This window comes from Pseudorhizobium tarimense, assembly GCF_022968135.1.
Lineage (GTDB): Bacteria > Pseudomonadota > Alphaproteobacteria > Rhizobiales > Rhizobiaceae > Neorhizobium > Neorhizobium tarimense.
On the sequence record NZ_JALJRA010000002.1, the window covers coordinates 76122 to 100685 of the forward strand.

Annotated in this window: 22 protein-coding genes, 1 other RNA gene and 1 pseudogene; 5 read left to right on the forward strand and 19 right to left on the reverse strand. The window is 63.4% G+C overall.

What is annotated here, in order from left to right; genetic code table 11:
* Positions 1-150 precede the first annotated feature (150 nt).
* From MUU54_RS02595 to rimP, 11 genes and pseudogenes are all read right to left on the reverse strand, one after another.
* Positions 151-1182, reverse strand: coding sequence for a hypothetical protein (locus MUU54_RS02595; RefSeq protein ID WP_247242484.1), 1032 nt, complete (start codon positions 1180-1182; stop codon positions 151-153).
* A gap of 85 nt (positions 1183-1267) precedes the next feature.
* The gene (locus MUU54_RS02600) at positions 1268-1894 is read right to left on the reverse strand and encodes a ribonuclease D (protein ID WP_247242485.1); all 627 of its coding nucleotides are present in this window, start codon (positions 1892-1894) and stop codon (positions 1268-1270) included.
* A 324-nt stretch (positions 1895-2218) separates the two neighbouring features.
* A pseudogene (locus MUU54_RS02605) lies at positions 2219-3209 on the reverse strand (Ldh family oxidoreductase).
* A 67-nt stretch (positions 3210-3276) separates the two neighbouring features.
* Entirely contained in the window at positions 3277-4188 is a 912-nt protein-coding gene (locus tag MUU54_RS02610) for a TonB family protein (RefSeq protein ID WP_247242486.1), read from the reverse strand.
* The gene (gene exbD / locus MUU54_RS02615) at positions 4185-4664 is read right to left on the reverse strand and encodes a TonB system transport protein ExbD (protein WP_247242487.1); all 480 of its coding nucleotides are present in this window, start codon (positions 4662-4664) and stop codon (positions 4185-4187) included. The genes MUU54_RS02610 and exbD overlap by 4 nt, the downstream gene beginning before the upstream one ends.
* A 3-nt stretch (positions 4665-4667) precedes the next feature.
* Complete coding sequence (gene exbB / locus MUU54_RS02620) at positions 4668-5795, reverse strand: tonB-system energizer ExbB (RefSeq protein ID WP_247242488.1); 1128 nt, start codon at positions 5793-5795, stop codon at positions 4668-4670.
* A 229-nt stretch (positions 5796-6024) separates the two neighbouring features.
* Positions 6025-6786, reverse strand: coding sequence for a 2-dehydro-3-deoxy-D-gluconate 5-dehydrogenase KduD (kduD, locus tag MUU54_RS02625; RefSeq protein ID WP_247242489.1), 762 nt, complete (start codon positions 6784-6786; stop codon positions 6025-6027).
* A gap of 77 nt (positions 6787-6863) precedes the next feature.
* Positions 6864-9539 carry a translation initiation factor IF-2 gene (gene infB / locus MUU54_RS02630; RefSeq protein WP_247242490.1) on the reverse strand — a complete coding sequence of 892 codons (2676 nt, stop codon included), beginning with the start codon at positions 9537-9539 and terminating at the stop codon, positions 6864-6866.
* A 100-nt stretch (positions 9540-9639) separates the two neighbouring features.
* Entirely contained in the window at positions 9640-10323 is a 684-nt protein-coding gene (locus MUU54_RS02635; protein ID WP_247242491.1) for an RNA-binding protein, read from the reverse strand.
* The gene (gene nusA, locus MUU54_RS02640) at positions 10320-11927 is read right to left on the reverse strand and encodes a transcription termination factor NusA (RefSeq protein ID WP_247242492.1); all 1608 of its coding nucleotides are present in this window, start codon (positions 11925-11927) and stop codon (positions 10320-10322) included. The genes MUU54_RS02635 and nusA overlap by 4 nt, the downstream gene beginning before the upstream one ends.
* 56 nt (positions 11928-11983) lie before the next feature.
* Entirely contained in the window at positions 11984-12574 is a 591-nt protein-coding gene (rimP, locus tag MUU54_RS02645) for a ribosome maturation factor RimP (RefSeq protein WP_247242493.1), read from the reverse strand.
* 232 nt (positions 12575-12806) lie between these two features.
* On the opposite strand from rimP, the gene MUU54_RS02650 reads away from it, so the two are divergent.
* Positions 12807-14435 carry an MFS transporter gene (locus tag MUU54_RS02650; protein ID WP_312038796.1) on the forward strand — a complete coding sequence of 543 codons (1629 nt, stop codon included), beginning with the start codon at positions 12807-12809 and terminating at the stop codon, positions 14433-14435.
* A 9-nt stretch (positions 14436-14444) separates the two neighbouring features.
* Here the strand turns inward: MUU54_RS02650 and MUU54_RS02655 are convergent, their stop codons facing one another.
* Entirely contained in the window at positions 14445-15677 is a 1233-nt protein-coding gene (locus tag MUU54_RS02655) for a lytic murein transglycosylase (RefSeq protein WP_247242494.1), read from the reverse strand.
* Between the two features lie 9 nt (positions 15678-15686).
* Complete coding sequence (gene recR, locus MUU54_RS02660) at positions 15687-16292, reverse strand: recombination mediator RecR (RefSeq protein WP_247242495.1); 606 nt, start codon at positions 16290-16292, stop codon at positions 15687-15689.
* Between the two features lie 56 nt (positions 16293-16348).
* On the opposite strand from recR, the gene MUU54_RS02665 reads away from it, so the two are divergent.
* A complete protein-coding gene (locus MUU54_RS02665; RefSeq protein ID WP_247242496.1) occupies positions 16349-16963 on the forward strand; it encodes an MOSC domain-containing protein in 615 nt (204 codons plus the stop codon).
* Positions 16964-16966: 3 nt separating this feature from the next.
* On the opposite strand, the gene MUU54_RS02670 is transcribed toward MUU54_RS02665, so the two are convergent.
* The 3 genes from MUU54_RS02670 to ffs form a co-directional block, all read right to left on the reverse strand.
* A complete protein-coding gene (locus MUU54_RS02670; protein WP_247242497.1) occupies positions 16967-17290 on the reverse strand; it encodes a YbaB/EbfC family nucleoid-associated protein in 324 nt (107 codons plus the stop codon).
* Positions 17291-17305: 15 nt separating this feature from the next.
* The gene (locus tag MUU54_RS02675; protein WP_247242498.1) at positions 17306-19174 is read right to left on the reverse strand and encodes a DNA polymerase III subunit gamma/tau; all 1869 of its coding nucleotides are present in this window, start codon (positions 19172-19174) and stop codon (positions 17306-17308) included.
* 70 nt (positions 19175-19244) lie between these two features.
* An RNA gene (gene ffs / locus MUU54_RS02680) (signal recognition particle sRNA small type) lies at positions 19245-19341 on the reverse strand.
* Between the two features lie 87 nt (positions 19342-19428).
* On the opposite strand from ffs, the gene MUU54_RS02685 reads away from it, so the two are divergent.
* Positions 19429-19833 (forward strand): HIT family protein, encoded by a 405-nt coding sequence (locus MUU54_RS02685; RefSeq protein WP_247242722.1) that lies wholly within the window; start codon positions 19429-19431, stop codon positions 19831-19833.
* Position 19834: 1 nt separating this feature from the next.
* Positions 19835-20794 carry an NAD(+) diphosphatase gene (gene nudC, locus MUU54_RS02690; RefSeq protein ID WP_247242499.1) on the forward strand — a complete coding sequence of 320 codons (960 nt, stop codon included), beginning with the start codon at positions 19835-19837 and terminating at the stop codon, positions 20792-20794.
* 12 nt (positions 20795-20806) lie between these two features.
* On the opposite strand, the gene MUU54_RS02695 is transcribed toward nudC, so the two are convergent.
* Both MUU54_RS02695 and MUU54_RS02700 read right to left on the reverse strand, forming a co-directional pair.
* Positions 20807-21661 carry a prephenate dehydratase gene (locus MUU54_RS02695; protein WP_247242500.1) on the reverse strand — a complete coding sequence of 285 codons (855 nt, stop codon included), beginning with the start codon at positions 21659-21661 and terminating at the stop codon, positions 20807-20809.
* Positions 21662-21672: 11 nt separating this feature from the next.
* On the reverse strand, positions 21673-22428 hold the full coding sequence (locus MUU54_RS02700; protein WP_247242501.1) for a 3-deoxy-manno-octulosonate cytidylyltransferase: 756 nt from the start codon (positions 22426-22428) through the stop codon (positions 21673-21675).
* A gap of 149 nt (positions 22429-22577) precedes the next feature.
* Between MUU54_RS02700 and MUU54_RS02705 the strand changes: the two genes are divergently transcribed.
* A complete protein-coding gene (locus tag MUU54_RS02705) occupies positions 22578-23441 on the forward strand; it encodes a c-type cytochrome (protein WP_247242502.1) in 864 nt (287 codons plus the stop codon).
* An 81-nt stretch (positions 23442-23522) separates the two neighbouring features.
* Here MUU54_RS02705 and MUU54_RS02710 read toward each other — a convergent pair whose 3' ends face one another.
* Positions 23523-24467 carry an AEC family transporter gene (locus MUU54_RS02710; protein WP_247242503.1) on the reverse strand — a complete coding sequence of 315 codons (945 nt, stop codon included), beginning with the start codon at positions 24465-24467 and terminating at the stop codon, positions 23523-23525.
* Between the last annotated feature and the right edge of the window lie 97 nt (positions 24468-24564).

The following is a 24564-nucleotide window of genomic DNA, read 5'->3' on the forward strand; positions in this document are numbered from 1 at the left end:
GTAAAAGATGTTGTTGCAGCGTTCGGCGCTGCGGCCGCGACGCCTCATGGCGTCACCCATGCCGATTGATTGGCTAGAATGGCACGAGGTTCGTTAACAACTCGCTAACGTCGTGAAGGGACGGATAGGCTCACCGCCGGATAGGCTTAGCTAAGCCGCGAGCTTCTCTTTCAGCAGCTCGTAGAGACCGATCTCGTCCACGGTGATCGGCAGCACCTCAGGCAGGACTTCCGTTGCCGCTTCTGCCGCCATCTCCTCAATTGCCTGAGCATTCACTTCGTTCAGTTCTTCCGGTTCCCCGGAGGGAACGTCGGTGGCAGGCGCTTCCGCGACGTCGTTGCTCAACGCGACATCGGTGTCGCTATCGACCGACTTCGCCTGCTCCACCGTGGCGCCCAGAAGCAGGACCATGTCAGCATCGGACGGACCTGGTTCGGCTTCCGTCTTGCCGGCCCCGTCGCCCTTGATGGCATTGTCATTATGGGCTGCAACCGCTTCCTGGATGTCCTGGACGTCTTCGAGCTTCTCAGCTGCCTCCAGTGCCTGGATATCCTCCTGCCGCTCGGCGCGCGCCTCGGCATCCTCCACCCGCGTCGGATCGTATCCCTGCGGCCCGAGCTTCAGCTCTTCGAGTGTCTTCGGATCCGCGACGTCTTCCAGACGCTGCAGGACTCGATCGACATCGAAGCTTCCCTGTCCGCCATTTGCGATTTTCGCCAGGCCGTCCATCAGGCGGGTGTTGTCGTCGCCATAGGGGTTCTTGATTGCGGCAATCACGGTCGCGAGCGTCACGCCCGCCTCGGTCAGCCCAAGATCCTTCTCAAGCTTTGCCACTTCCGTTGGATCAAGCTCCTTGACAGCGTCCTCGATCGCCTTGCCGAGGGAGTAGTTGGAGCGTTCTTCGTCGAGATCGATGCCGAGCCTGGCGGCCAGCCGCTCGGTCAGCTGCATCTTCAGCTCGTTGGGGTCGACCCTGTTGACGCTGAACAAGGCCTCGGCGATCTTCTCCTTCGCCCGCCTGGCCTCCAGGCTGGCGCTAATGCGCGCCTCGACGAGAGGGTCCTTCTTCTCGCCGGTGGCCTCTTCCTCGTTCTGCTTGCGCCATTCCTCCATGCTGTCGAGCGTCGACTGCATAAGGTTGGTTGCTGCCAGCCCGAAGGCTGCATCTGTCGGTAGAAGCATGATCCCGCACCCCAGACATTTGGCTGTAGCTTAGGGCCGCAGATTTAACGGCATGTTAAACTACGGTGCCGGGATCTGGTGCCGTTCAGCTGTGGGCGAAGATGTCGGTTTCTTCCCAGCCGAGGAGGTCGAGCTTGGCGCGCGAGGGCAGGAACTCGAAACATGCAATCGCCAGTTCCATCCGGCCATCGCGGTTGAGACGCTCCGTCAGCTTCTGTGCCAAGGCGTGCAGGTGCAGCACGTCGGAGGCGGCGTATTCGAGCTGCGCCGGCGAAAGAACCTCGGCTGCCCAGTCGGACTGCTGCTGCGCCTTGGACACGTCGATCTCGAGCAGTTCCTTGAGATTGTCTTTGAGGCCGTGACGATCGGTATAGGTTCGTGTCAGTCGTGAGGCGATCTTGGTGCAGAAGACGGGCGTGGTGGTGATGCCGAAGGTATGGAAGAGGACGGCGATATCGAAGCGGCCGTAGTGAAAGATCTTCCGGCGGGCCGGGTCTGCCAGAAGCGCCACAAGATTTGGCGCCTCCTTCTGTCCTGCCGAGATGCGAACGACATCCGCCGTGCCGTCGCCCGGCGAAAGCTGCACCACACACAGCCGGTCGCGGCGCGGCACGAGCCCCAAGGTCTCGGTGTCGATTGCGATGTCGCCCGTATAGCGCGCGGCGTCAGCTGCGGAAATGTCACCTTCGTGGTAGCGGATACTGCTCATCATTGGCCTCTATGTTGGTGGGGAGGCAATGCCACATCGGTCGGGCTGCGGCAAGCGGAGGGGGCTCATGGCTCCCGCGAGGGATGACATAGATGAAGCTTTGCATCCAGTGCATTGCTGCGTTGCAGCAGAGCTCTTGGCAAGGCATCCGGCGCGGCATATATGTCTGTCCATCGAAGCGACGCACTCCTCCTCCCAGCGTCGTTAGATACGGATCGGCAATCTCCTCCTCCTCCCAATTGCCGATCAAGTTTAAAGCCCGACGCACCTCCTCCCGCGTCGGGCTTTTTCCTTTTCTGGGCCTCTCTTGATCGGCGCGGTGCCTGCTTATGCCCGCTTGAGAGCCTCGATCTCCTTCATCAATTCATTGTCGACCGAGAGTCCATCTTCCAACGCCCGTCTCCGGCTTGTCTGGCCCCGGCGGCCGGGCAGCCGAACGCCCTCCTCGCTCGTCATCTCCCGTGCAAGCTCGGCGACACGATCAGCGGCGTTGCCGGCTCCCGGATCGATCGCGATGATCACCTGGCCCACGGCGGGTGGCGCGCCTTCAGCCTCGAAGAAGGACGAGGCTTCATAGGAGAAGTTCGCGCCCGTCAGTCCTGCCGCCATCACTTCCACCATGAGCGCAAGCGCAGCACCCTTGGCGCCCCCCGAGGGGGACAGCACGCCCTTCAGCGCGGCAGCCGGATCGGTTGTGGGATTGCCTTCCAAGTCGAACGCCCAGCCTTCCGGAATGCGTTCGCCTCGTTGCTGCGCCGCCACGATCTTGCCGGCGGCAACGGTGGAAAGGGCCAGGTCGATCACGAGGGGATCCTCACCTGCCACGGGTGCGGCAAAGGCGATCGGATTGGTTCCGAAGATGCGCCTCCGGCCGCCCCAGGGTGCCATAGAGGCAGGTGCGTTGGCGACCATGATTGCCATCAAACCCGCGTTCAGCCAGACGTTCAACGGCAAGCCCTGCAACGCCGGCATGATGCGAACGGCCGATGGTCGCTATCGCGATGCCTTGCGTGCGTGCAACTTCCGGAAGGGTGGAGACGGCAAGATCGATAGCGGGGTAGGCAAAGCCAAATGCTGCGTCGATCTCCACAACAGCCGGACGCCGATGCGAGGCGGAAGGAATGGCGCGTCCATCGACCTTGCCACTGCGAAGCTGACCCACATATGGCACCACGCGCCTCAGCCCGTGGCCATACTGGCCTGCCGCCTCAGCCTGGACGAGGGCACGGGATACAGAGGCGGCAGCGATAGAGCCTGTTCCATTCTCCTCGAAAATCTCGCGAACAAGAGTTTCGACATCAGAAAGAGGCATTGGCATGGGCAGAAATCCGGTGAGAGGCGCGGCTTTCGCTATCCCTTACAAAGTTCGGGACCGAACCCCAAGACTATTCGCACCTCAGCCCCTGAACCAGATAGCTGGGAACGCCTGATGGCGGCGCAGGTATTGGCGAGGCGCGGCGAACGGCCGAGACGATGTAATCGTCGATCGCAGAATTGCCGGAGGAGCGCGACAGGGAGACATCGGTGATATTGCCGCTGCCGTCGAAGCTGAAGCGTACCGCTGCCGTGCCGGTGTCGTTGCCGGGGCAGCGACGGGCATTGCGGGCGATCTTTGCCTGGACCCTGGACTTCCACTTCGCAGGTGACACCGAAGGGCGGGAAGAGCCGGCGGTGGTCTGGCTGGCAGCCGTTCGCTCCGACTGCTTTGCCTGGAGCTTTGCCGCCTGAGACGCCTTGGATGCCTGCGGCTGCTTGCGAACCTGTTTCGGCGGCGGCTTCTTGGGCTCCGGTGGCGGTGGCGGTCGGCTGACTGGCAGAGGCACTTCGACGTTTTCGAGGGCTGCGATCATCTGCTGTTCGAGCGGATTGACCTCTTCCACCGGTTCAGGTTCCGGCGGGGGCTCGGGAATGGTCTCGGTGATCTCTGGTTCCGGCTGCTCGATGGGCTCGGGCTCGGGTTCGACCACGTCTTCCGGCGGTGGTGGCTCCACGGGCTCAGGCAGAATCTCCGGTGGCGGCTCCTCGACCGATTCCAGTTGGCGGCTTGCGATCTCCGGCGCATCGACCTCTTCGGTCGAGACTTGATCCTCTTCCGTGTTGACCGCCTCCGGCTCCGCTGCAAGCTCGATCATGATCGCGGCCGGCGGCCCGTCATCGGCGGCGGGTGCCGGTTCCTGCCGCAAGAGAACGGCGGCCGCGGCGATATGCGCCGTCAGAACCACGACGCCTGCTGTCGACCAGAGCGCAAGCTCCGCAAGCCGCCCGGTTCGGCCGGGCCGGGCGAGGGCTCCGCTCATGGTGCCGCTCCGCTTGCTGGAGCCGATGGTGTGGCTTGCTGCTCTTGGCTCGCTGCCGGGAGCGTCTCGAGCCCGACCAGGGCGATCTTGAGATAGCCGGCATCGCGCAGAAGGTTCATCACCTCCATGAACTGCCCGTATTCGATCGCCTTGTCGGCGCGCAGGAAGATGCGGGTGTCCTTGTCGCCCTGGGTCACGCGTTCCAGGGCTGCCGCCAGTTGCTCGCGCTGCACCGGATCATTGCCGAGATTGAGGCCGAGATCCTCCTTGACGGTCAGGTAGAGCGGCTCGTCGGGTCGTTGTGCAGGCTGCGCGGAAGAGGCGGGAAGGTCGACATTCACGTCGACCGTCGCAAGAGGCGCCGCCACCATGAAGATGATCAGCAGCACCAGCATCACGTCGATGAAGGGCGTGACATTGATCTCGTGGTTTTCGGAAAGCTCGTCACCGTGGTTTTCGCGAATACCGCCGGCCATGGCTCATTCTCCTGCGACGAGCGAGACGGGCGCCTTGCGGCTGCCGGGCGGGACCTTGCGGAAATCTAGATCGCGGCTGACCAGCCGCTCGACACCCGCGGCCGCATCGGCGAGCAGCTGCCGGTAGCCGGTGATTGAGCGGGCAAAGACGTTGTAGATGACCACCGCCGGAATGGCGGCGACGAGGCCGATCGCCGTCGCGAGCAGCGCCTCGGCAATGCCGGGTGCGACGACGGCAAGATTCGTCGTCTGCGATTCCGAGATGCCGATAAAGGCGTTCATGATGCCCCAGACGGTGCCGAACAGTCCGACGAAGGGCGCGGTGGAGCCGATCGTCGCCAATACCCCGGTACCGCGCGACATGCGCCGCCCGGCAGCGGATTCGATGCGGGACAGGGACGAGGAGACGCGCTCCTTGACCCCGGCATTTTCCGCATGGTCGAGAGCTGCCTCCGAAAGACGGACTTCCTCGGCGGCCGAGCGCAACATGACGGCTGCCGGCCCGCCGCGCTGGCCTGCTGCTCCGACGGCATCCGCCAGCGTTGCGGAATTCCGAATGATCTTCAGCGTCCGGCCTGCGCGCGCGCGCGCGCCCGCAAGCTCCAGCGTCTTTGCAAGCCATACCGTCCAGGTGACGAGCGAGGCAAAGGCGAGGCCGATCATCACGCCCTTGACCACCCAGTCGGCGGCCATGAACATCCCCCAGGGTGAAAGATCGTGCGGAATGTCGGATCGCTCTCCGGCAGGCAGCAGATCCTGCAGCATGGTCGGGACTTCGCTGTTGGTTTCGTCAGCGGCGGGCTGATCCATCGTGTTCGGTGCGACTGAAGGGGATGGTTCCGTGGCGCTCTCTGCCGGCAGGACCGGATCAGGTGCAGACGAGTTCACGGAAGGAGCGGCGGCAGAGGGCACTCCGGCCGGCGCGGGCGCCGCTGCCTGCGGCGGCGTAGCTTCCGGTGCCGGCGCCACGGGTGTGCCCGGAGCGGCAGTCTCTGCGGTCGGGGCTTCCTGTTGTGCCGGTACCGGCTCCTGTGCCGCAAGGGATGTCGCCGTTAGAAGGCTTATCGCAATGGCCGCAGAACGAAGAATGGTGCGGTTACGAGAACTACGGATGTTGGCGGCAAACGGCATGATTGAGGCTCTCCGGATGCTGGAGCTCGGCGCCGCACTGGCGGCCCCAAGTTCCACGACTGCGGCAGCCGGCAGAAAGCCGGTCTCTCACGAGCCCCTCGATAATAAACATGACCTGCGATGGCAACAATTAAATCTTGATCAGCATGATCAGATTTTGCGACGCGTGGTGAGAGCTGCCGATCCGTTTCGGAAACGGATCGGAATTGCCGGAGGAGAGAGTTTTCGCCTAGCGGGCGAGCCAGCCTCCGTCCACGGGCAGCACGACGCCGTGGATATAATCGGATGCGGCCGAGGCGAGGAACACCGCGGCACCGCCAAGCTCTTCCGGTCGACCCCAATGGCCGGCCGGGATGCGCCCGAGGATCGCCGAATTGCGATCCGGGTCGTTGCGCAACGCCTCGGTGTTGTTGGTCTCGAAATAGCCGGGAGCGATGGCGTTGACGTTGATGCCCTTGCCGGCCCATTCGCAGGCGAGCAGGCGGGTGAGGCCCGCAAGACCGCTCTTCGATGCCGTATAGGACGGAATACGGATGCCGCCCTGGAAGGAGAGGAGCGAGGCGATGTTGATGATCTTGCCCGGCTGGCTTTTCGCGATCAGGTGACGCGCGAAGGCCTGGGACAGGAAGAAGACCGTTTTCAGGTTGACGTCCATGACCGCATCCCAATCGGCTTCGGTGAAGTCGACCGCATCGGCGCGGCGAATGATGCCGGCATTGTTGACGAGGATGTCAGCCCGACCAGACCAGGCAAGTGTCTGATCGATCACGTCCTGCACCGGTTCAATGGTGGAAAGGTCGGCCTGGATCGTGAGGCACTTGCCGCGGCCTTCGGCCGAGATGGCAGCTTCGGTCTCCGCCATCGATGAGCGGCCGACCAGCGCAACATCGGCATCGGCCCCGGCAAGAGCCACGGCGATCGCCTGGCCAAGGCCCGTATTGGCACCGGTCACGATGGCGGTCTTGCCGCTGAGGTCAAAGGAAATGGTCACGTATCGCTCCTCCACGTGTGACAAGAAAAAGCCGCCGGAAATCTCTTCCCAGCGGCTTGTATTGTTTCAACCCTCGCTCAGAGCGTCCGGGTCACGTGCTCCACGCGGAAGCACTCGATGACGTCGCCCGCGCGGATGTCTTCGTAGTTCTCGAAGGCCATGCCGCATTCCTGGCCGACCGGCACTTCGGCAACTTCATCCTTGAAGCGCTTGAGCGTCTTGAGCTTGCCTTCGTGAATGACGACGTTGTCGCGCAGCAGGCGCACGCCCGCACCACGCTCGACCTTGCCTTCGGTGACGCGGCAACCGGCGACCTTGCCGGTCTTGGTGATGTTGAACACCTCCAGGATCTCGGCATTGCCGAGGAAGGTCTCGCGGCGCTCCGGCGAAAGCAGGCCGGACATCGCTGCCTTCACGTCATCCACCAGATCGTAGATGATGTTGTAGTAGCGGATCTCGGTGCCGGAACGCTCGGCGGCAGCGCGTGCCTGCGTGTTGGCGCGCACGTTGAAGCCGATGATCGCGGCGTCGGATGCCTCGGCAAGCGAAATATCCGATTCCGTGATCGCGCCGGCGCCCGAATGCACGATGCGAGCGCGGACCTCTTCCGTCCCAAGCTTCTCGAGAGCGCCGGCAATGGCCTCAATCGAGCCCTGCACGTCGCCCTTGATGACGAGCGGGAACTCCTTCAGGCCGGAGCTCTGCAGCTGCGTCATCATCTGCTCGAGCGAGCCGCGCGAACCCGACTGGCGAGCGGCTGCCTTGTCGCGGGCAAGACGCTGGCGGTATTCGGAGATCTCGCGTGCGCGGCCCTCGTTTTCCACTACTGCGAAGCGATCGCCTGCAGCCGGTGTCGCGGAGAGGCCGAGAACCTCGACCGGCATGGCCGGTCCAGCTTCCTTCACCTGCTCGCCCTTGTCGTTGACAAGCGCGCGCACACGGCCCCACTGGTCGCCGGCAACGATGATCTGGCCGGGCTTCAGCGTGCCCTTCTGGACGAGCACGGTCGCAACCGCACCACGACCGCGATCGAGCTGGGCTTCGATGACCGTACCTTCGGCTGTCCGGTTCGGATTGGCCTTGAGGTCGAGAATTTCGGCCTGCAGCAGGATCGCCTCGAGAAGCTTGTCGAGGTTCGTCTGGTTCTTGGCCGAAACCTCGACGTCCAGCACTTCACCGCCCATGCTTTCCACGAAAACTTCGTGCTGCAGCAGTTCAGTACGAACCTTCTGCGGGTTGGCCGTCGGCTTGTCGACCTTGTTGATCGCCACGATGATCGGCACACCAGCCGCCTTGGCGTGGTTGATCGACTCGATCGTCTGCGGCATCACGCTGTCGTCGGCCGCGACCACAAGGATCGCGATATCCGTCGCCTGAGCACCACGGGCACGCATGGCCGTGAAGGCGGCGTGGCCGGGGGTGTCGATGAAGGTGATCTTCTGGCCGTTCTGCTCGACCTGATAGGCACCGATATGCTGGGTGATGCCACCGGCTTCGCCAGCAACCACGTTGGCATGACGGATGGCATCGAGCAGCGAGGTCTTGCCGTGGTCGACGTGACCCATGATCGTCACGACCGGCGGACGCGAGATCATTTCGCCTTCGTCGTCGGCCACGTCGAAGATGCCTTCTTCGACATCGGACTCGGAGACGCGCTTGACCGTGTGGCCGAATTCGACTGCGATGAGTTCTGCGAGGTCGGCGTCGATGACGTCGCCCGGCTTCATCATCTGGCCTTCCTTCATCAGGAACTTGATCACGTCGACTGCACGTTCGGACATGCGCTGCGACAGTTCCTGGATGGTGATGGTCTCCGGAAGCACGACTTCGCGCATGACCTTCTCGCGCGGCTCCTGCATTTGGCTGCGGCGGAACTTTTCCTGCCGGCGGCGCATGGCGGCCATAGAACGGCCGCGTGCATTGCCACCTTCGTCGTCCGTGCTGACTGTCGTGACCGTCAGCTTGCCGCGACGGCGCTCGTCGTCGCTCTTCGGGCGGGCGGGAACCTTTGCAGGTGCCGGCGCGGCGACGCGACCACGGACAGGGGCTCCACGTGCCGGACCCCGGTCATCATCGTCATCATCCCCGGCCTTGCGGCCACGGCCGATCACGGGCTGTGCCGGTGCAGCAGGTTGCGGCCGGGCTACAGCAGGCCGTGCCGCGGCCGGCCGTTCGGCAGCGGGTGCGGGCGCAGGGGCCTCGGCCGGAGCCGGCTCTTCGACTGGTGCGGGTTCAGCGGCACGACGGGCAGCCTCTGCGGCCTCTTCGGCCTTGCGACGCTCTTCCTCGACCTTGCGGCGTGCTTCTTCCTCGGCGCGCTGCTTTGCTTCAACGACTTCGCGAGCCTGCGCTTCCATCAGCGCGCGGCGGCGGGCGTCCATTTCGCTGGCAGAAAGATCGTGCAGCACGGCGCCACGGGGACGCTCCGGCTGACGTTGCTGCGGGGCGGGTGCGGCAGGGCGCTGGCTCTGCGGGGCCGGCTGGTGGGCGCGCGGGGCCTGCGCCTGAGGCTGCGGCGCACGTGGGGCCGGAGCGGCAGGTTCAGCAGCGCGCGGTGCCGGTGCCGGCGAAGCGCTGTAGGTCGGCTTCTCGTCTTCCGGGCGGATAGGACGGCGCTTGCGGGTTTCGACCACGACCGCCTTGGTGCGGCCACGGCCCATATCCTGGCGCACGGTGCCCTGGCTCACTCCCGATGGCTTCAGGGTGAGGGTCTTCTTAACCCCAAGCGTCTTGTCGTCTTTGTTGTCGGTCATTCCGTTCCTGTTCCTTCGAACGAGGACGGATGGCGACATCAGACCTCGTCTATCAATGCATGTCTCTCGGTACGGCGGCCGGCGGGTGCCGGTAGCCGCGTCATCGGTTTGGCCGGCGAGCGCCGCTCGCTGCTCCAGACTGACCGACACCGCGGTACTTTTCGAGCATGGTTGCGCGCTTCACTACACCCTCACCCGCCTGTCCGGCAAGCGCCGCGGCATGAATAAAGGCATTCTGGCCTAACAGTTCGTCCATTTCCGCGCCCGTAAAGAACGAAAAGGACGGTATGTCGTTCTCGGCATCCGTGCCGAGCTTCCAGGCTTTTCTCGCCTGGTCAATTTTCCTCACTCCGTCATGCGCCGCATCCGCCGCGTGGAACACGGCAAGCGCTGCACCGGAGCGTACGGCGGCATCCACTTTCATGGCGCCGGTTACGAACTGGCCAGCCTTGCGGGCCATGTTCATCATCCCGACGAGGTCGGATGCAAGCAGCCGGTCCACAAGCGCGCTAAGATCCGGCTCAGCCGTCACCTCGCGCTTCAGGGCACGGGAAAACAGCTTACGCTGGACCGCGCGGTCCACGAGAGACCGCTCCATCTTCACCCAGCAGCCCCGCCCGGGGAGCTGGCGCTTCAGGTCGGGAACAACCCGCCCGTCCGGTCCGGCGACGAAGCGGATCAGCCCTTCAGGCGCTTCCGCTTCGCGTGTGACGATGCAGGTGCGGTCGTTCACGGGGAAGTCCCCATCATCGTCCGGCTCCTGCGTCTGCGCATCCGCCATCATTCTTCGGCGACGGCTTCCGCCTCCTCGCCCTCTTCAGCCTGTTCGGCAGCCAGGTCTTCCTCGGTGATCCAGCCGGCCAGCAGGCGGGCTTGGACAACCATGTTCTCGGCCTCGGCACGCGAAACGTCGAACTTGGAGAAGAGGCCCTCGAACTTCTTGGTCTCGCCGTCCTTGCGCTCGCTCCAGCCGACGAGATCGTCTGCAGCGCAACCGGCGAAGTCTTCGACGGTCTTGATGCCGTCCTCGCCGAGCGCCACCAGCATCTGGCCGTTCAGGCCGTCGATCTGGCGCAGCTCGTCCTGAACGCCGAGCTCCTTGCGCTTGGCATCCATTTCCACTTCGATCTTCTCCAGGTATTCCCTGGCGCGGGTCTGGATCTCCTGGGCGGTGTCCTCGTCGAACCCTTCGATGGAGGAGATTTCGTCGAGCTCGACATAGGCGAGTTCCTCGACGGCTGCGAAACCTTCCGAGGCCAGCACCTGGCCGACCATCTCGTCGACGTCGAGCGCTTCCATGAAGAGGTCAGTCCGCTCGTTGAATTCCTTCTGGCGGCGCTCGGACTCTTCCTGCTCCGTCAGGATGTCGATATCCCAGCCGGTCAGCTGCGAAGCGAGGCGAACGTTCTGGCCGCGGCGGCCGATGGCCAGTGACAGCTGCTCGTCAGGAACGACAACTTCGATGCGCTCGGCATCCTCGTCGAGAACGACCTTCGCCACTTCCGCCGGCTGCAATGCGTTGACGATGAAGGACGCGGGGTCGTTGGACCACGGAATGATGTCGATCTTCTCGCCCTGCAGTTCGCCGACGACGGCCTGAACGCGGCTACCACGCATACCGACGCAGGCGCCGACCGGGTCGATTGACGAGTCGTTGGAGATGACGGCGATCTTGGCGCGCGAGCCCGGGTCACGGGCAACGGAACGGATCTCGATGATCCCGTCGTAGATTTCCGGCACTTCCATGGTGAAGAGCTTCACCATGAACTGCGGATGGGTGCGCGACAGGAAGATCTGCGGACCACGCTGTTCGCGGCGGACGTCGTAAACGTAGGCGCGGACGCGATCGCCGTAGCGCATGGCTTCGCGCGGGATCATCTCGTCGCGGCGGATGATGCCTTCGCCACGGCCCAGATCGACGATGACGTTGCCATACTCGACGCGCTTGACCGTGCCGTTGACGATCTCGCCAACGCGATCCTTGAACTCGTCATACTGGCGGTCACGCTCGGCTTCGCGAACCTTCTGGACGATGACCTGCTTGGCCGACTGTGCGGCGATACGCCCGAAATCCATCGGCGGCAGCGGGTCGGCGATGAAGTCGCCGATCTTGGCATCCGGGTTGCGGTCGCGCGCCAGTTCCAGCGGGATCTGCGTGCCGTAATCCTCGGCCTGCTCGACAACTTCGAGAAGACGCTGAAGCCGGATCTCGCCCGTCTTGGAGTTGATGTCGGCGCGGATGTTGGTTTCAGAGCCGTAGCGGGAGCGCGCTGCCTTCTGGATGGCGTCGGCCATCGCGGCCAGCACGATCTCACGGTCGATGACCTTTTCACGTGCCACTGCGTCTGCGATCTGCAGAAGCTCAAGCCGGTTCGCACTCACTGCCATTGTCGTTCGTCTCCGTCAGTCGAAAGGTTTGCGGCCGTCCGGCCGATCTTGTCTGGTTATTCGTTGTCGTCTTCGCCGTTCTGGTTGGCCGCCTGGGCCTTGGCCAGCTTGTCGGCGCGCAGCGCGTCGCGGATCAGGTCGTCCGTCAGGATCAGCTTGGCTTCCGAAAGCGCGGTGAACGGAATGGTGACGCTCGGCGCCTCGCCATAGGCTACCTGATCGCGCTCGATCGTAAAGCCTTCCTCATTCGTCTCGACGATCTTGCCGCGGAACCGCTTGCGGTTGTCGATCATGATCGACGTCTCGCATTTCACGATATGGCCCTGCCAGCGCGAAAAATCAGACTTGCGGACCATCGGCCGGTCGATCCCGGGCGAAGATACTTCGAGATGGTATGCCTTATCTATAGGATCTTCCACGTCGAGAACAGGCGAAATTGCGGTGGAGACCGTTTCACAGTCCTCGACGGTCATGGTCCCGTCGTTGCGCTCGGCCATGACCTGCAGGGTCAGCCCGTTCTGACTCATCATCCGGACGCGCACCAGGCGGTAATCCATCGATGCGATCACGGGCTCGATGATCTCGGCAACGCGAAGATCAAGCCCTGTCTCGATGATGATGCGCGGTTCGTGTTCGGTCTGCGACATAGGTAATTCCAATCGTCAGGCCCTAACGAAGCCTGTGCCTGTGTCGATCGCCTAACAAAAAAGAGCGGGTCCCGGCCAGGCCCCACTCTTCATCAGACGATCAAGAATATGAGGTGCATATACGCTGTGCGGTCACCTTTTGCAAGGGTAGCCAGCCGCATGTACCGGACTGGCTTCTGCCGGAGCCTGCCCTATACTCCAGCCGATCTTACGCAGCTGAGTTGGAATTCGCGTGACAGACAGCCGTTCGCCGTTCGCGCCCCTTCGCCACCAGAACTACCGGAACATGTGGATGGCAAGCCTTGCCTCCAACCTCGGAGGCCTCATCCAGGCGGTCGGTGCGGCATGGATGATGACATCGCTGACGACCTCGGAGAACCTGATCGCTTTGGTCCAGGCTTCGACAGCTCTGCCAATCATGATGTTTTCGGTAATCTCCGGCGCATTGGCCGATAGCTTCGACCGGCGCAAGGTCATGCTGATCGCGCAATTCCTGATGCTGACAGCGTCGCTTCTTCTCACCTTCTTTGCGTGGTCCGGCTGGCTGAGCCCCTGGCTGCTGCTGGCCTTCACCTTCGTGATCGGCTCCGGGACTGCACTCCACAATCCCTCCTGGCAAGCATCGGTCGGTGATATCATCCCGAGAAGCGATCTTCCCGCCGCCGTTTCGCTGAACAGCGCAGGCTTCAACATCACGCGCAGCCTTGGTCCGGCGCTCGGCGGTGTCATCGTTGCGGCAGCGGGGGCCGCAGCAGCCTTTGCCATCAATGCGATCAGCTATTTCGCACTGATCTTCGTGCTGCTGCGCTGGAAGCCGAACCTGCCGAAGAACCCGCTTCCGCGTGAGAGGCTGGCGGGGGCGATCTCATCCGGCCTGCGCTATGTTGCGATGTCGCCAAACCTGGAAAAGGTGATCCTGCGCGCCTTCGTCTTCGGTGTCTCGGCCGGTTCCGTCCTCGCGCTCCTGCCGATCGTCGCGCGAGACATCCTCCAGGGTGGACCGCTCACCTACGGCATCATGTTTGGCGCCTTCGGCGTCGGCGGCATCCTGGGCGCCTTTCTCAATGCGCGCATTCGCGAATGGCTGAAGAGCGAGCAGATCGTTAGGGCAAGCTTTACCGGCTTCGCCGTGGCTGCGGCGGTCATCGGCGTCAGCACCAACAACGTCGCGACCTTCCTGGCGCTGATTCTGGCTGGCATCTGCTGGGTGGTCACCCTGTCGCTTCTCAACACGGTGGTTCAGCTGTCGACACCGCGCTGGGTGGTTGGAAGGGCCCTGTCGCTCTATCAGACGGCGGCTTTTGGCGGCATTGCCGCCGGCAGCTGGCTCTGGGGTTCCTGGGCGGAGGCCGCAAGTCCGTCCAACGCCCTCATTGCCTCAAGTGTCTTGATGCTCGGTGGTGCCGCGATTGGCTTGCGCCTGCCAATGCCGGACTTCCAGTCGCTGAACCTCGACCCGCTGAACCGCTTCGTGGAGCCGGCGCTGGGGCTGGAGATCCAGCCGCGCAGTGGTCCGATCGTCATCCAGATCGATTACGAGATCGGCGACGAGGACCTGGAGGAATTCCTGTCATTGATGTCGGAGCGGCGTCGGATCCGTATCCGCGACGGAGCCCGCAACTGGGGCCTGATGCGCGACCTGCAGAACCCGGAGATCTGGACGGAGACCTATCATGTCCCGACCTGGGTGGAATATGTCCGCCACAACCAGCGCCGCACGCAGGCGGATGCGGAAACGACGGACAGGATCCTGGCGCTGCACCGGGGCGACAAGGTGCGCGTCCACCGCATGATCGAGCGACAGACTATCCCCGTGATGCGCGACGATGTCTTCCATCAGCCGCACATCGATCCCCATTGAGGGATCACTTCAGTCTCGATTTGAGCCCTGATCAGGAAAGCAGGTCGGCTGCAGCCCGTTCTTGGCCTGCCAGTCGCCGAGGGAGCGGCGGGTCTTGTAGCCGGCGAGCCCGTCCACCTTGCCGACATCATAGCCCTTGGCGACCAGCGTCTTCTGCATCACAAGCACATCGGAGCGCAGCATCTTGCCGACATTGCCCCAATCCGCCTGAAACGCGCCGCTGCCATAGGCAATGCGGTCTGCGAGATTGCCGATGAAGAGGGCATAAAGGTCGGAGTTGTTGTACTGCTTGATCACGTAGAAGTTCGGCGTGACGATAAATTCGGGCCCATGTCGCCCGGCCGGAACCAGCATCATGCCTGACGCCTGCAGTTCCTCAGCGGGAAACGGGCGACCGGAGACGCGCTCAATGCCGAGATTGGCCCAGGATGAGATGGGCCTGGCAAGATCCGGACCTTCCTGTGCGCAGGTGACAGAGGTGGGGATGCTCACCTCGTAGCCCCAGTCGCGGCCGCGTTGCCAGCCTTCCTGGGCAAGATAATTGGCAATGGAAGCCAGCGAGTCCGGAACGGAATTCCAGATGTCGCGGCGCCCGTCGCCGTCGAAGTCGACGGCATATTTGAGGTAGCTGGAGGGCATGAACTGCGGCTGGCCGAGCGCACCGGCCCAGGAGCCCATCATCCGCGAGGCGGAGATATCGCCGCCCTCGATCATGTGGAGTGCTGCAATCAGCTCGGAGCGGAACATGTCCTTCCGCGTCGACATGAAGGCCTTTGTGGCAAGCACCTCGATAGCGGAGTGCGGCAGCTTGGCGCGACCGAAGCCGGATTCACGGCCCCAGATCGCGACGATGATCCGGCCCGGCACGCCGTAGGTCGCCTCGACCCTCCTCAACGTGTCGGCGTACTGTCCGGCTAGACTGCGACCGGTGGCGGCGAGCCCCTGCAGGCGCTTCTCCGAAAAATAGGCGCCGGGGGAGGAGAACTCCGCCTGGCTTTGATCCTGCTGCTTCGGCGGCGCGCTGCCCGGCGGCACGAGGTCCGGAAGATCCCAATTCAGCGACAGGCCCTGAAAAGCGTTTCGCAGAGTCTGCTCCGAGATCCCGTTTCGTTTCGCCTCGGGCGTAAGATCGCCAGTAATCCACTGCTGGAACTGCCTTTCGACTTCTGCCTTCGACGCTGCCATTGCCGGAAGCGGAAGCAACATCAGGAAGAGCGCGAGGGTTCGGGTGACAATCCGCATGATGCCTCCTCAGATCGCTGTTCGGGCACGAAGCGCAGCCGTCAGCGTCCCCTCGTCGAGATAATCGAGTTCGCCGCCGACCGGCACGCCGTGCGCCAGCCGCGTAATCTTGACGTCCAGTCCGGTGAGCTGGTCGGTGATGTAATGCGCGGTCGTCTGGCCCTCGACGGTGGCGTTCACGGCGATAATGATCTCGCGGATGCCGCCCTCGTTCACACGATCGATCAGGGCGCGGATATTGAGGTCGTCCGGCCCCACGCCGTCCAGCGGCGAGAGCGTGCCGCCGAGAACATGGTAGGCGGTATTCATTGCACCCGCCCGCTCCAGCGCCCAAAGGTCGGAGACGTCTTCCACCACGATGATGACCGACTGGTCGCGACGATCATCTGTGCAGACGGTGCAGGGGTCGACGGTATCGACGTTGCCGCAGCGGGAGCAGACCTTGACCTTGTCATAGGCCTCGCCCATTGCAGAGCCCAGCGGCCCGAGCAGCTGCTCCTTCTTCTTGATCAGGTGCAGGGCTGCACGGCGTGCGGAGCGGGGCCCAAGGCCCGGCACCTTTGCCAGCAGCTGGATGAGTTTCTCGATTTCTGGACCGGTAACGCGTTTTGCCATCGGGCGCTTTTAGCTGATATCTCGCAGGAACGGAATCGTCAGAAGGGTCGCATCGCATGAAACTCGCCGCCATCTGCCTCGGTCGGCCCGAAGTTCTGGCTGGCAAAAGCTACAAGACAGGGATCAACAAGACCCCGCTCCACGCACCGGTAATGGTGGATGCTGCCGGACTGGTCGGCGACGCCGTCTGCAACCGCAAGCATCATGGCGGGCCGGATCAGGCGATCCTGCTGGAGGGTTCGGTGACGCTGGACTGGTGGATGCAGGAGCTTGGGCGGCCTCTGCCGGCGGGAAGCTTCGGCGAGAACCTAGTCGTCGACGGGCTGGACAATCGCGAGGTCTGCGTCGGCGATCGGTTTGCCTTCAACGAGGTAGTGCTGGAGGCGACGGCGCCCCGCATACCCTGCGCCACGTTCGCGGCACGCATGGGTGATTCCCGCTTCGTCAAACGCTACACGGCCGCCAGCCGTCCCGGCATCTATTGCCGCGTCGTCGCCGGCGGCATGATCGCGGCGGGCGAGTTGGTTCGGGTCACCCCGCATGAGGATGCGCGAGTAGCCATCTCGCAACTCTTCCAGCTCTATGGCAAACGGCTCACGGATGAGCAGAAGCAAGCGTTCCTGGCGGCGCCGCTCGCCGAGCGGCTGCGTGCCAAGATCCTGGCGTCCTGACCCTTAGAACGGAAGCTTCATGCCGGGCGGGATCGGCAAGCCAGCCGTCAGGTCCTTGGTCATTTCAGCGGCCGTGCTTTCCGCCTTGCCCTTGGCGTCCTGATGGGCAGCAACGATCAGATCTTCGAGAATTTCGACGTCATCTTCCTTGAAGAGAGACGGATCGATCTTGAGGCCAAGCATTTCGCCTTTGCCGCTGAGACGCACGGTGACGAGGCCGCCACCGGACTTGCCTTCGACTTCGAGCGCGGCAATATCCGCCTGCACCTTCTCCATCTTGACCTGCATTTCCTTGACCTTGCCCATCATGCCCATGATGTCGCGCATCGTCTTGTCCTTCTCTTATAGTTCGATGTCGTCGCCGGGCAGGATGTCGCCCTCGGCGGATTCGGCGGCGGCCGGGGCTGGAACCTCAGCCTCGTCCGCTTCGTCTTCGGCGGCGCGAATGCGCACGTCGGTGATGCGCGCGCCCGGAAACTGCGCGAGGATCGCCGCAACATCCGGATCGGAGCGCGCATCGGTCAGCCGTGCCTCACGAGCGGTGTTGTCGGCTTCCACCAGTGTCGGCGCGCCGTCTTCCTTGCTGAGACTGACGATCCAGTGGATGCCGGTCCATTCCTTGAGCTTGACCCCGAGTTCGCCCGGCAAGGTTGCCGGGCCGCCGTCCGTCAGCCGCATGTCGAGCCGGCCCGGCTCGATCTTCACCAGCCGGACGAAGTTGCGGACCAGCGCCTTGAGCTTGGCGTCGCGGTTCTTCGTGCAAAGGTCAACGATGTCCTGGACGGAGTTGACGGGCACCAGTGGCGCCGGCTTGTCAGCCGGCTGAACTTCGGTCCGGCCGACGGGCATGTCTCGCGGTTCGGGCGCCGGAACCGCCTTCAGCATTGCCGTTGCGCCGCCGGCAGGACCGCGGGAGACCGGGGCCATTGACGACGCCTGTGCATTGAGGGGTGATGCCGAGACACCGTGCCCGCCTCCGCTGCCATTGGTCAAAGCGGAACCGCGGCCGTCGCCGTTGCTGAAGTCGCTCAACCGCCGCGCCGCGTCCTCGGGCGCGGGAAGGTGTGCTGCATGCGTAAGCCGGATCAGCACCATCTCTGTGGCCCCGGCGGGACGCGAGGAGTTTTCCGCCTCCGGGATGCCCTTCAAGAGCATCTGCCAGATCCGCGAAAGCGCACTTACAGCCACAGTGTTGGCGAACTCTTGGCCGCGCAGTCGCTCGACCTCGCTCAGCGACGGATCCTGCGCCGCCTCGGGAATGTACTTGAAGCGGGTGACGAGATGGGTGAAGTCTGCCAGATCAGTCAGAACGACCACGGGGTTTGCGCCTGCCTGATACTGCGCCTCGAATTCGCCAAGGGCAGCCGTGACGTCGCCGCGCACGACATGTTCGAAGAGGTCGACGATGCGCGCACGGTCTGCAAGACCGAGCATGCCCCGGACCGTTTCCGCCTCGACGCAGCCGCCTCCATGGGCGATTGCCTGGTCGAGCAGCGACAGGCCATCGCGGGCCGAACCCTCGGCGGCGCGGGCGATCATCGACAGCGCTTCCGGCTCGGCTGTGATGCCCTCCTTTTCCGCGATCGTCGAGAAAAGGTGGACGAGATCGGCAGCGCTGATCCGGCGCAGGTCGAAGCGCTGGCAACGCGACAGAACCGTGATCGGGACCTTGCGGATTTCGGTGGTCGCGAAGATGAACTTCACATGCTCCGGCGGCTCTTCCAGCGTCTTCAACAGGCCGTTGAACGCCTGCGTCGAGAGCATGTGCACTTCGTCGATGATGTAGACCTTGTAGCGCGCCGAAACCGGACGGTAACGCACCTGCTCGATGATCTCGCGAATGTCGTCGATACCGGTATGGGAGGCAGCGTCCATCTCGATAACGTCGACATGGCGGCCTTCCATGATCGCCTGGCAATGCTCGCCTGCGATACGCAGGTCAATCGTCGGCCTGTCGATGTCGTCGGTCTTGTAATTCAGCGCACGGGCAAGGATGCGGGCGGTCGTCGTCTTGCCTACCCCGCGAACGCCGGTCAGCATATACGCCTGCGCGATCCGGCCCGTCTCGAACGCGTTGGTGAGGGTGCGCACCATCGGCTCCTGGCCGACCATCAGGTCGGAGAAGTCCTTCGGCCGGTACTTGCGCGCAAGCACGCGATAGCCGCTGCCGGGCGGCGGAAATGTCGTGGACGTGGCCCCGGTGTCGTTCATCGTTCCTGCCAGCCTGCGCGGGCCGTTCCAGCCTCTTGACCGGACCGGAAGCTGACCAAGATGGTAGAGGGTGGGAGGCTGGCACGGCGACCCGTGCCGGGCTCGTTAGGGCTGCTTCCTTCCGGACCTGACCCGGTTGGCGAGTGGCTCGTCCACCACCAACCTCCCGCCGCACATATCGGCAATTACGCTCGCAAATGCAAGCGAAGCCTGTAAAAAACTGCTAGGCTTCGATGATGAGAGAGGAACCGCACCTGATGCAATTCGCGCTGGACGAGAGGCTTGAACGGGATTCCGAACTGGTGACGGTTCTAGGGCTCTGCCAGCTTCGTCTGATGAAGGACAGCCGCTGGCCCTGGTTGATGCTCGTGCCGCAGCGCGCGGGCGTGAGCGAGATCTTCGAATTGACGCCGCTCGACCAGACGCTGCTGACCTTCGAGACCAACGCCGTCGCAGCCGCGTTGAAGACGGCGACCGGAGCGCGGAAGATCAACGTCGGAGCGCTGGGAAACATCGTGCCGCAGTTGCACGTGCACATCGTCGCCCGCATGGAAGCCGATCCCAACTGGCCCGGCCCCATCTGGGGGCACGGGAGCGCCGAGCCTTATCGGGATGGCGCAGAACAGGATTTCCTCAAGAAGCTGATCGAAGCCCTCTGAAATGACAAAATCCCTCTTTGATTCCGATGCTCCCCATCCAGAACCGAGCAGCCTGACCGCCTTCTCCGGCAATACACTGGATCGCCAGTCCGAATATCGGGACGAGGATTGCCTCGAGCAGGCGCTCAAGGTCGAAGGTACCCATATCCTCGCGTTTACCGGCAGTCGCCTGATCCTGAAGCATGACGGGCAGGTTCTCGATCCGCTGTTCGCAGCCTACGAACTGCCGGAGCTTCAGCCGGATTTCGACAATTCGGTCTTGCTGGGCTACCGCGAAAACGGTGAGCCGCGCATCGCAGTTCCGGTAGCCGTCGCTGCCGAGGATCTCGCGGCGAACTTCAAGCCGACCGAGGCGCGCGCGCTTTATCGCGACGGGCTGCTGGACGAGGAGCTTTTGGGCGAGGCGGCGCAAGGTGCAGCGCTGATTCACTGGAACGCGACCAACCGCTTCTGCGGCAAGTGCGGTGGCCAGACAGAAAGCCGGATCGGCGGATACCGCCGCGTCTGCACGGCCTGCGACCACATGATCTTTCCTCGCACCGATCCGGTGGTGATCATGCTCACGATCGACGAAGAGCAGGATCGATGCCTGCTAGGCCGCAGCCACCATTTCCAGGAAGGAATGTACTCCTGCCTTGCCGGCTTCGTGGAGCCGGGGGAGACGATCGAGCATGCGGTGCGGCGCGAGACCTTCGAGGAGGCCGGCATTCGCACCGGACGCATCCGCTACCACGCCTCGCAGCCCTGGCCGATGCCCCATTCGCTGATGATCGGCTGCTTTGCCGAGGCACAGTCCACCGAGATCAACATCGATGAGCAGGAGATCGCCGACTGTCGCTGGTTCTCCCGTGATGAGGTGGCGCAGATCCTCGACGGTCAGTCAGGGGCAGGCTTCTTTGCACCCCCTGTCGGTGCCATCGCCCACCGGCTGATGCGCGACTGGATCGACTGGCCGCGGTGATCGTGTGAAACGTTAGAGCATCCCGCGCATCGGATGGCCCTTGTAGACGCCGAGGATGCGCACCTTCTCCGAAAAGAAGCGCAGCTCTTCCAGGGCTCGGCGGACGGCCGCGTCGTCCGGGTGGCCCTCGATATCCGCATAGAACTGCGTGGCGATGAACTTGCCGCCCAGCTGGTAGCTTTCCAGCTTCGTCATGTTGATGCCGTTGGTGGCAAAGCCCCCCATCGCCTTGTAGAGCGCTGCGGGAATGTTGCGGACATTGAAGACGAAGGTGGTGACGATGATCTCCGCCTCGTCCTCCCGCTTTGCCCAAGCTTCGTCACGCGACAGCACAACGAAGCGGGTGACGTTGTTTTCGGTGTCCTCGACGTTTTCCGCCAGAATCTGCAGGCCGTAAAGCTCGGCCGCGAGACGAGGCGCGAGAGCGGCCATGGACCGGTCGCCCTTTTCGGCCACGAGCTTGGCAGCGCCGGCCGTATCGCCGGCGACGACGGCCTTCCAGCCGTTGGAACGAATGATCTTCCGGCACTGGCCGAGCGCATGAATGTGGCTGTGGACGGTGCGGATCTCCTCGCGTGTCACGCCGGGCAGCGCCATCAGCTGGAAGCGGATCGGCATGAAATATTCACCGACGATGTGCAGGCGCGATTCCGGCAGCAGGTAGTGAATGTCGGCCACGCGCCCGGCGATCGTGTTTTCGATCGGGATCATGGCGAGATCGGCCTCTCCGCTCTCCAGCGCCACGAAGGCATCTTCGAACGTCGGGCAGGGGAGCGGCTCCATGCTCGGGAACATGTCGCGGCAGGCCATGTCGGAATTGGCGCCGAAATCGCCCTGGAAGGCGATCCTGTTGGTGGTCTGGGTCATGGAGAAGCGCCTCAGGAGGGACGGCCGGCGAGGATCGCGCGGGCTTTTTCGAGATCGGCGGCAGTATCGACACCGAGCGGAACCGAGTCAACGATCTCCACGTCGATCCGCATGCCAGCTTCCAGCGCCCGCAACTGCTCCAGCGACTCGCGTTTTTCCAGAACCGACGGGCCGAGCGTCACGAAGTGCTCGAGTGCTGAGCGACGATAGGCGTAGAGCCCGATGTGGTGGTAGAGCGGGCCTTGGCCGTGTGGCGCCGTGGCACGGGTGAAGTAGAGCGCCCGCAGCCGCGTATCGGAAAGGGGTGAGCCGACGACCTTTACCACGTTCGGGTTGGTCTTCTCGTGCTCGTCGGTGATCGCGACGGTGAGGGTCGCGATGTCTACCGTCTGATTGTCAAGCGGACGAAGGGCAGCACGGACAGCCTCCGGCTCGATGGTCGGCAAATCGCCCTGCACATTGACGACCACCTCGATCTTGCCGCGCGGATCGACCTTCTGGATCGCCTCGTAGATTCGGTCCGAACCCGACTGGTGATCCTGTCGGGTCATCACGACCTCGAAGCCGGCAGATGACACGACGTCGTAGGTGTCCTGGTGATCAACGGCGACGACGATGCGTCCGACATTCGCCTCTTGAGCGCGCTTGGCGACCTGCACGATCATCGGCAGGCCGGCGATATCTGCGAGCGGCTTGCCTGGGAGGCGCGTTGAGGCCATTCGCGCCGGAATGAGTACCAGCGTCCGCTCGGAGTTGAATTGGGTCATGAAACACCTTCAAAAGCGCGTTGATCAGTGTCAAAAAGTCTCACGCGCCGCCGTATAATCGTGTTGCAACGGCAATGCAAAAGACATAGGTTCCGCGCGATTTCAAGATGGCCCGCCTGTACCCGGCGGTTGCAAAGGAGCGTTTGCAAATGAACTCGTACGTGAACATGGCGGTAGGAGCCTTTCTTGCCACCGTTTTCGTGATGATGACGGTTTCGATTGCTTCTGAAGGTATCTGGCACTCGGAAGCACCCGAACAGGCAGGCTTTGCCATTGTCGCGGCGGAAACAGGCGGCGAGGGCGAAGGCGCAGCCGAAGAAGCTGCCGTCCCGATCGCCACGCTCCTGGCCAGCGCCGATGCGGGCGCCGGCGAGTCGTCCTTCAAGAAGTGTGCGAGCTGTCACACCGCCGAGCAGGGCGGCGCCAACAAGGTTGGGCCGAACCTGTGGGGCGTCGTCAACCGTCCGATCGCCTCGCACGAGGGCTTCAGCTACTCGGCTGCGATGCAGGACTTCTCGGAGGGGCAGTCGGTGGTTTGGGACTATGACCACCTGAGCTACTTCCTGGAGGCGCCCAAGCAGCACATCCCGGGCACCGCCATGGGCTTCGCAGGCCTCAAGAAGGATGACGAGCGCGCCAACGTCATCGCCTATCTGCGTTCGCTCTCCGATAGCCCGGCTCCGCTGCCGGAACCGGAAGCTGCCGCCGCTCCCGCTGACGAAGCTGCTCCTGCAGCTGAAGGCGCCGCTCCGGCTGCCGAGGGCGCTGCCCCTGCCGCTGAAGGTACGGCTCCCGCTGCTGAAGGTGCTGCTCCTGCTGCTGAGGGCCAGGCTCCTGCTGCTGAAACGGCTCCTGCAGCCGAAGGCACCGGCACGCAGCCGGCGGCTCAGAACCCGGCCGCAACCGGCAATCAGGCGGCTCCTGCCGTTCAAAACGCAGAGCCGACAGCCGACCAGGTCGCGCCTCCGGAACAGCCCGGCACGACCGGCGAGCAGCCCGCACCCAACAACTGATCGGGTTTCAGACAGAATGAAATGAAGAAAAGCCCGACCTTGCGGTCGGGCTTTTCGTGTTTGTGCCTCGAGGCTCTTCGATCAGCCGAGCAGCCAAGCCCAGAAGCTGACCGAAATGATGCCGAAGGCGGTCGTAACGCTGATCGTCGAAGCAGCGATATTCTGGCCCGACCGGAAGCGGTGCGCGATCAGCCACGCATTGATGCCGGTCGGAACCGACGACGTCAGTACCATGGCGGACGTCCAGGCGGGGCTGAGCCCAAGAATCCGGCTCATGACAAAGACGGCCGCAGGCAGCAGGAAGAGCTTCAGCGCAGCGACCGCGCCGGTCAGCCCGATATTGCCGCGGACGGGATATTTCGTCAGCGCCATCCCGATCGAGATCAGCGCCGCTGGCCCCGCCGCGCTGGAGAGTTGGATCACCACGGTGTTTACGACGGGCGTCAGCGTCATGCCGGACAGGTTGAACGCCAATCCGGCGCCGAGCGCGATCACCAGCGGGTTGCGGATGAGATTGGAGCCGACTTGGCGGATGATGGCCTTCAGGCCGCGCGCCTGCCCGCCGTCGACGACCACGGCAGCGCGCTCCATCAGGATGGTGCCGACGATCATCATCAGGGGCAGGTGGATGGCTAGCAGGATCGACAGCGCCACCAGCCCATCTGGGCCGACAGAGCGTCCCACCAGAGGAAGACCGATGAAGACATTGTTGGCGAAAGCAGCCGACATGCCGGCAATGACGCCGATCTTGTCGTCGCGCCCGAAGACATGCTTTGCGACGAGGTGGCCCGCCGTCCAGGTGACGGCGACGCCGGCAAAATAGGCGCACCACAGGCGGAAGGGTGAAACGCCTTCGAAATGCGCGTCGGCGAGCGTGTGGAAGATCAGCATCGGGACGGCGATCTTGAACACGAATTCGCCGAGGGCATCACCGGTGGCCTCGCTGAGGATACCGGTGCGGGCAACAACCCAGCCGATCAGGATGAGCAGGAAAACGGGAGCGACATTGATGAGTGTGGCAGACAAGGGAGGAGCTTTCGAGGGAGGTATACCACCCGGTTTAAACGAAGCGGGTGGCGTCGACAAACGCCAAGCGAACAATGAGAGGCGTCGGCGTCCCGTT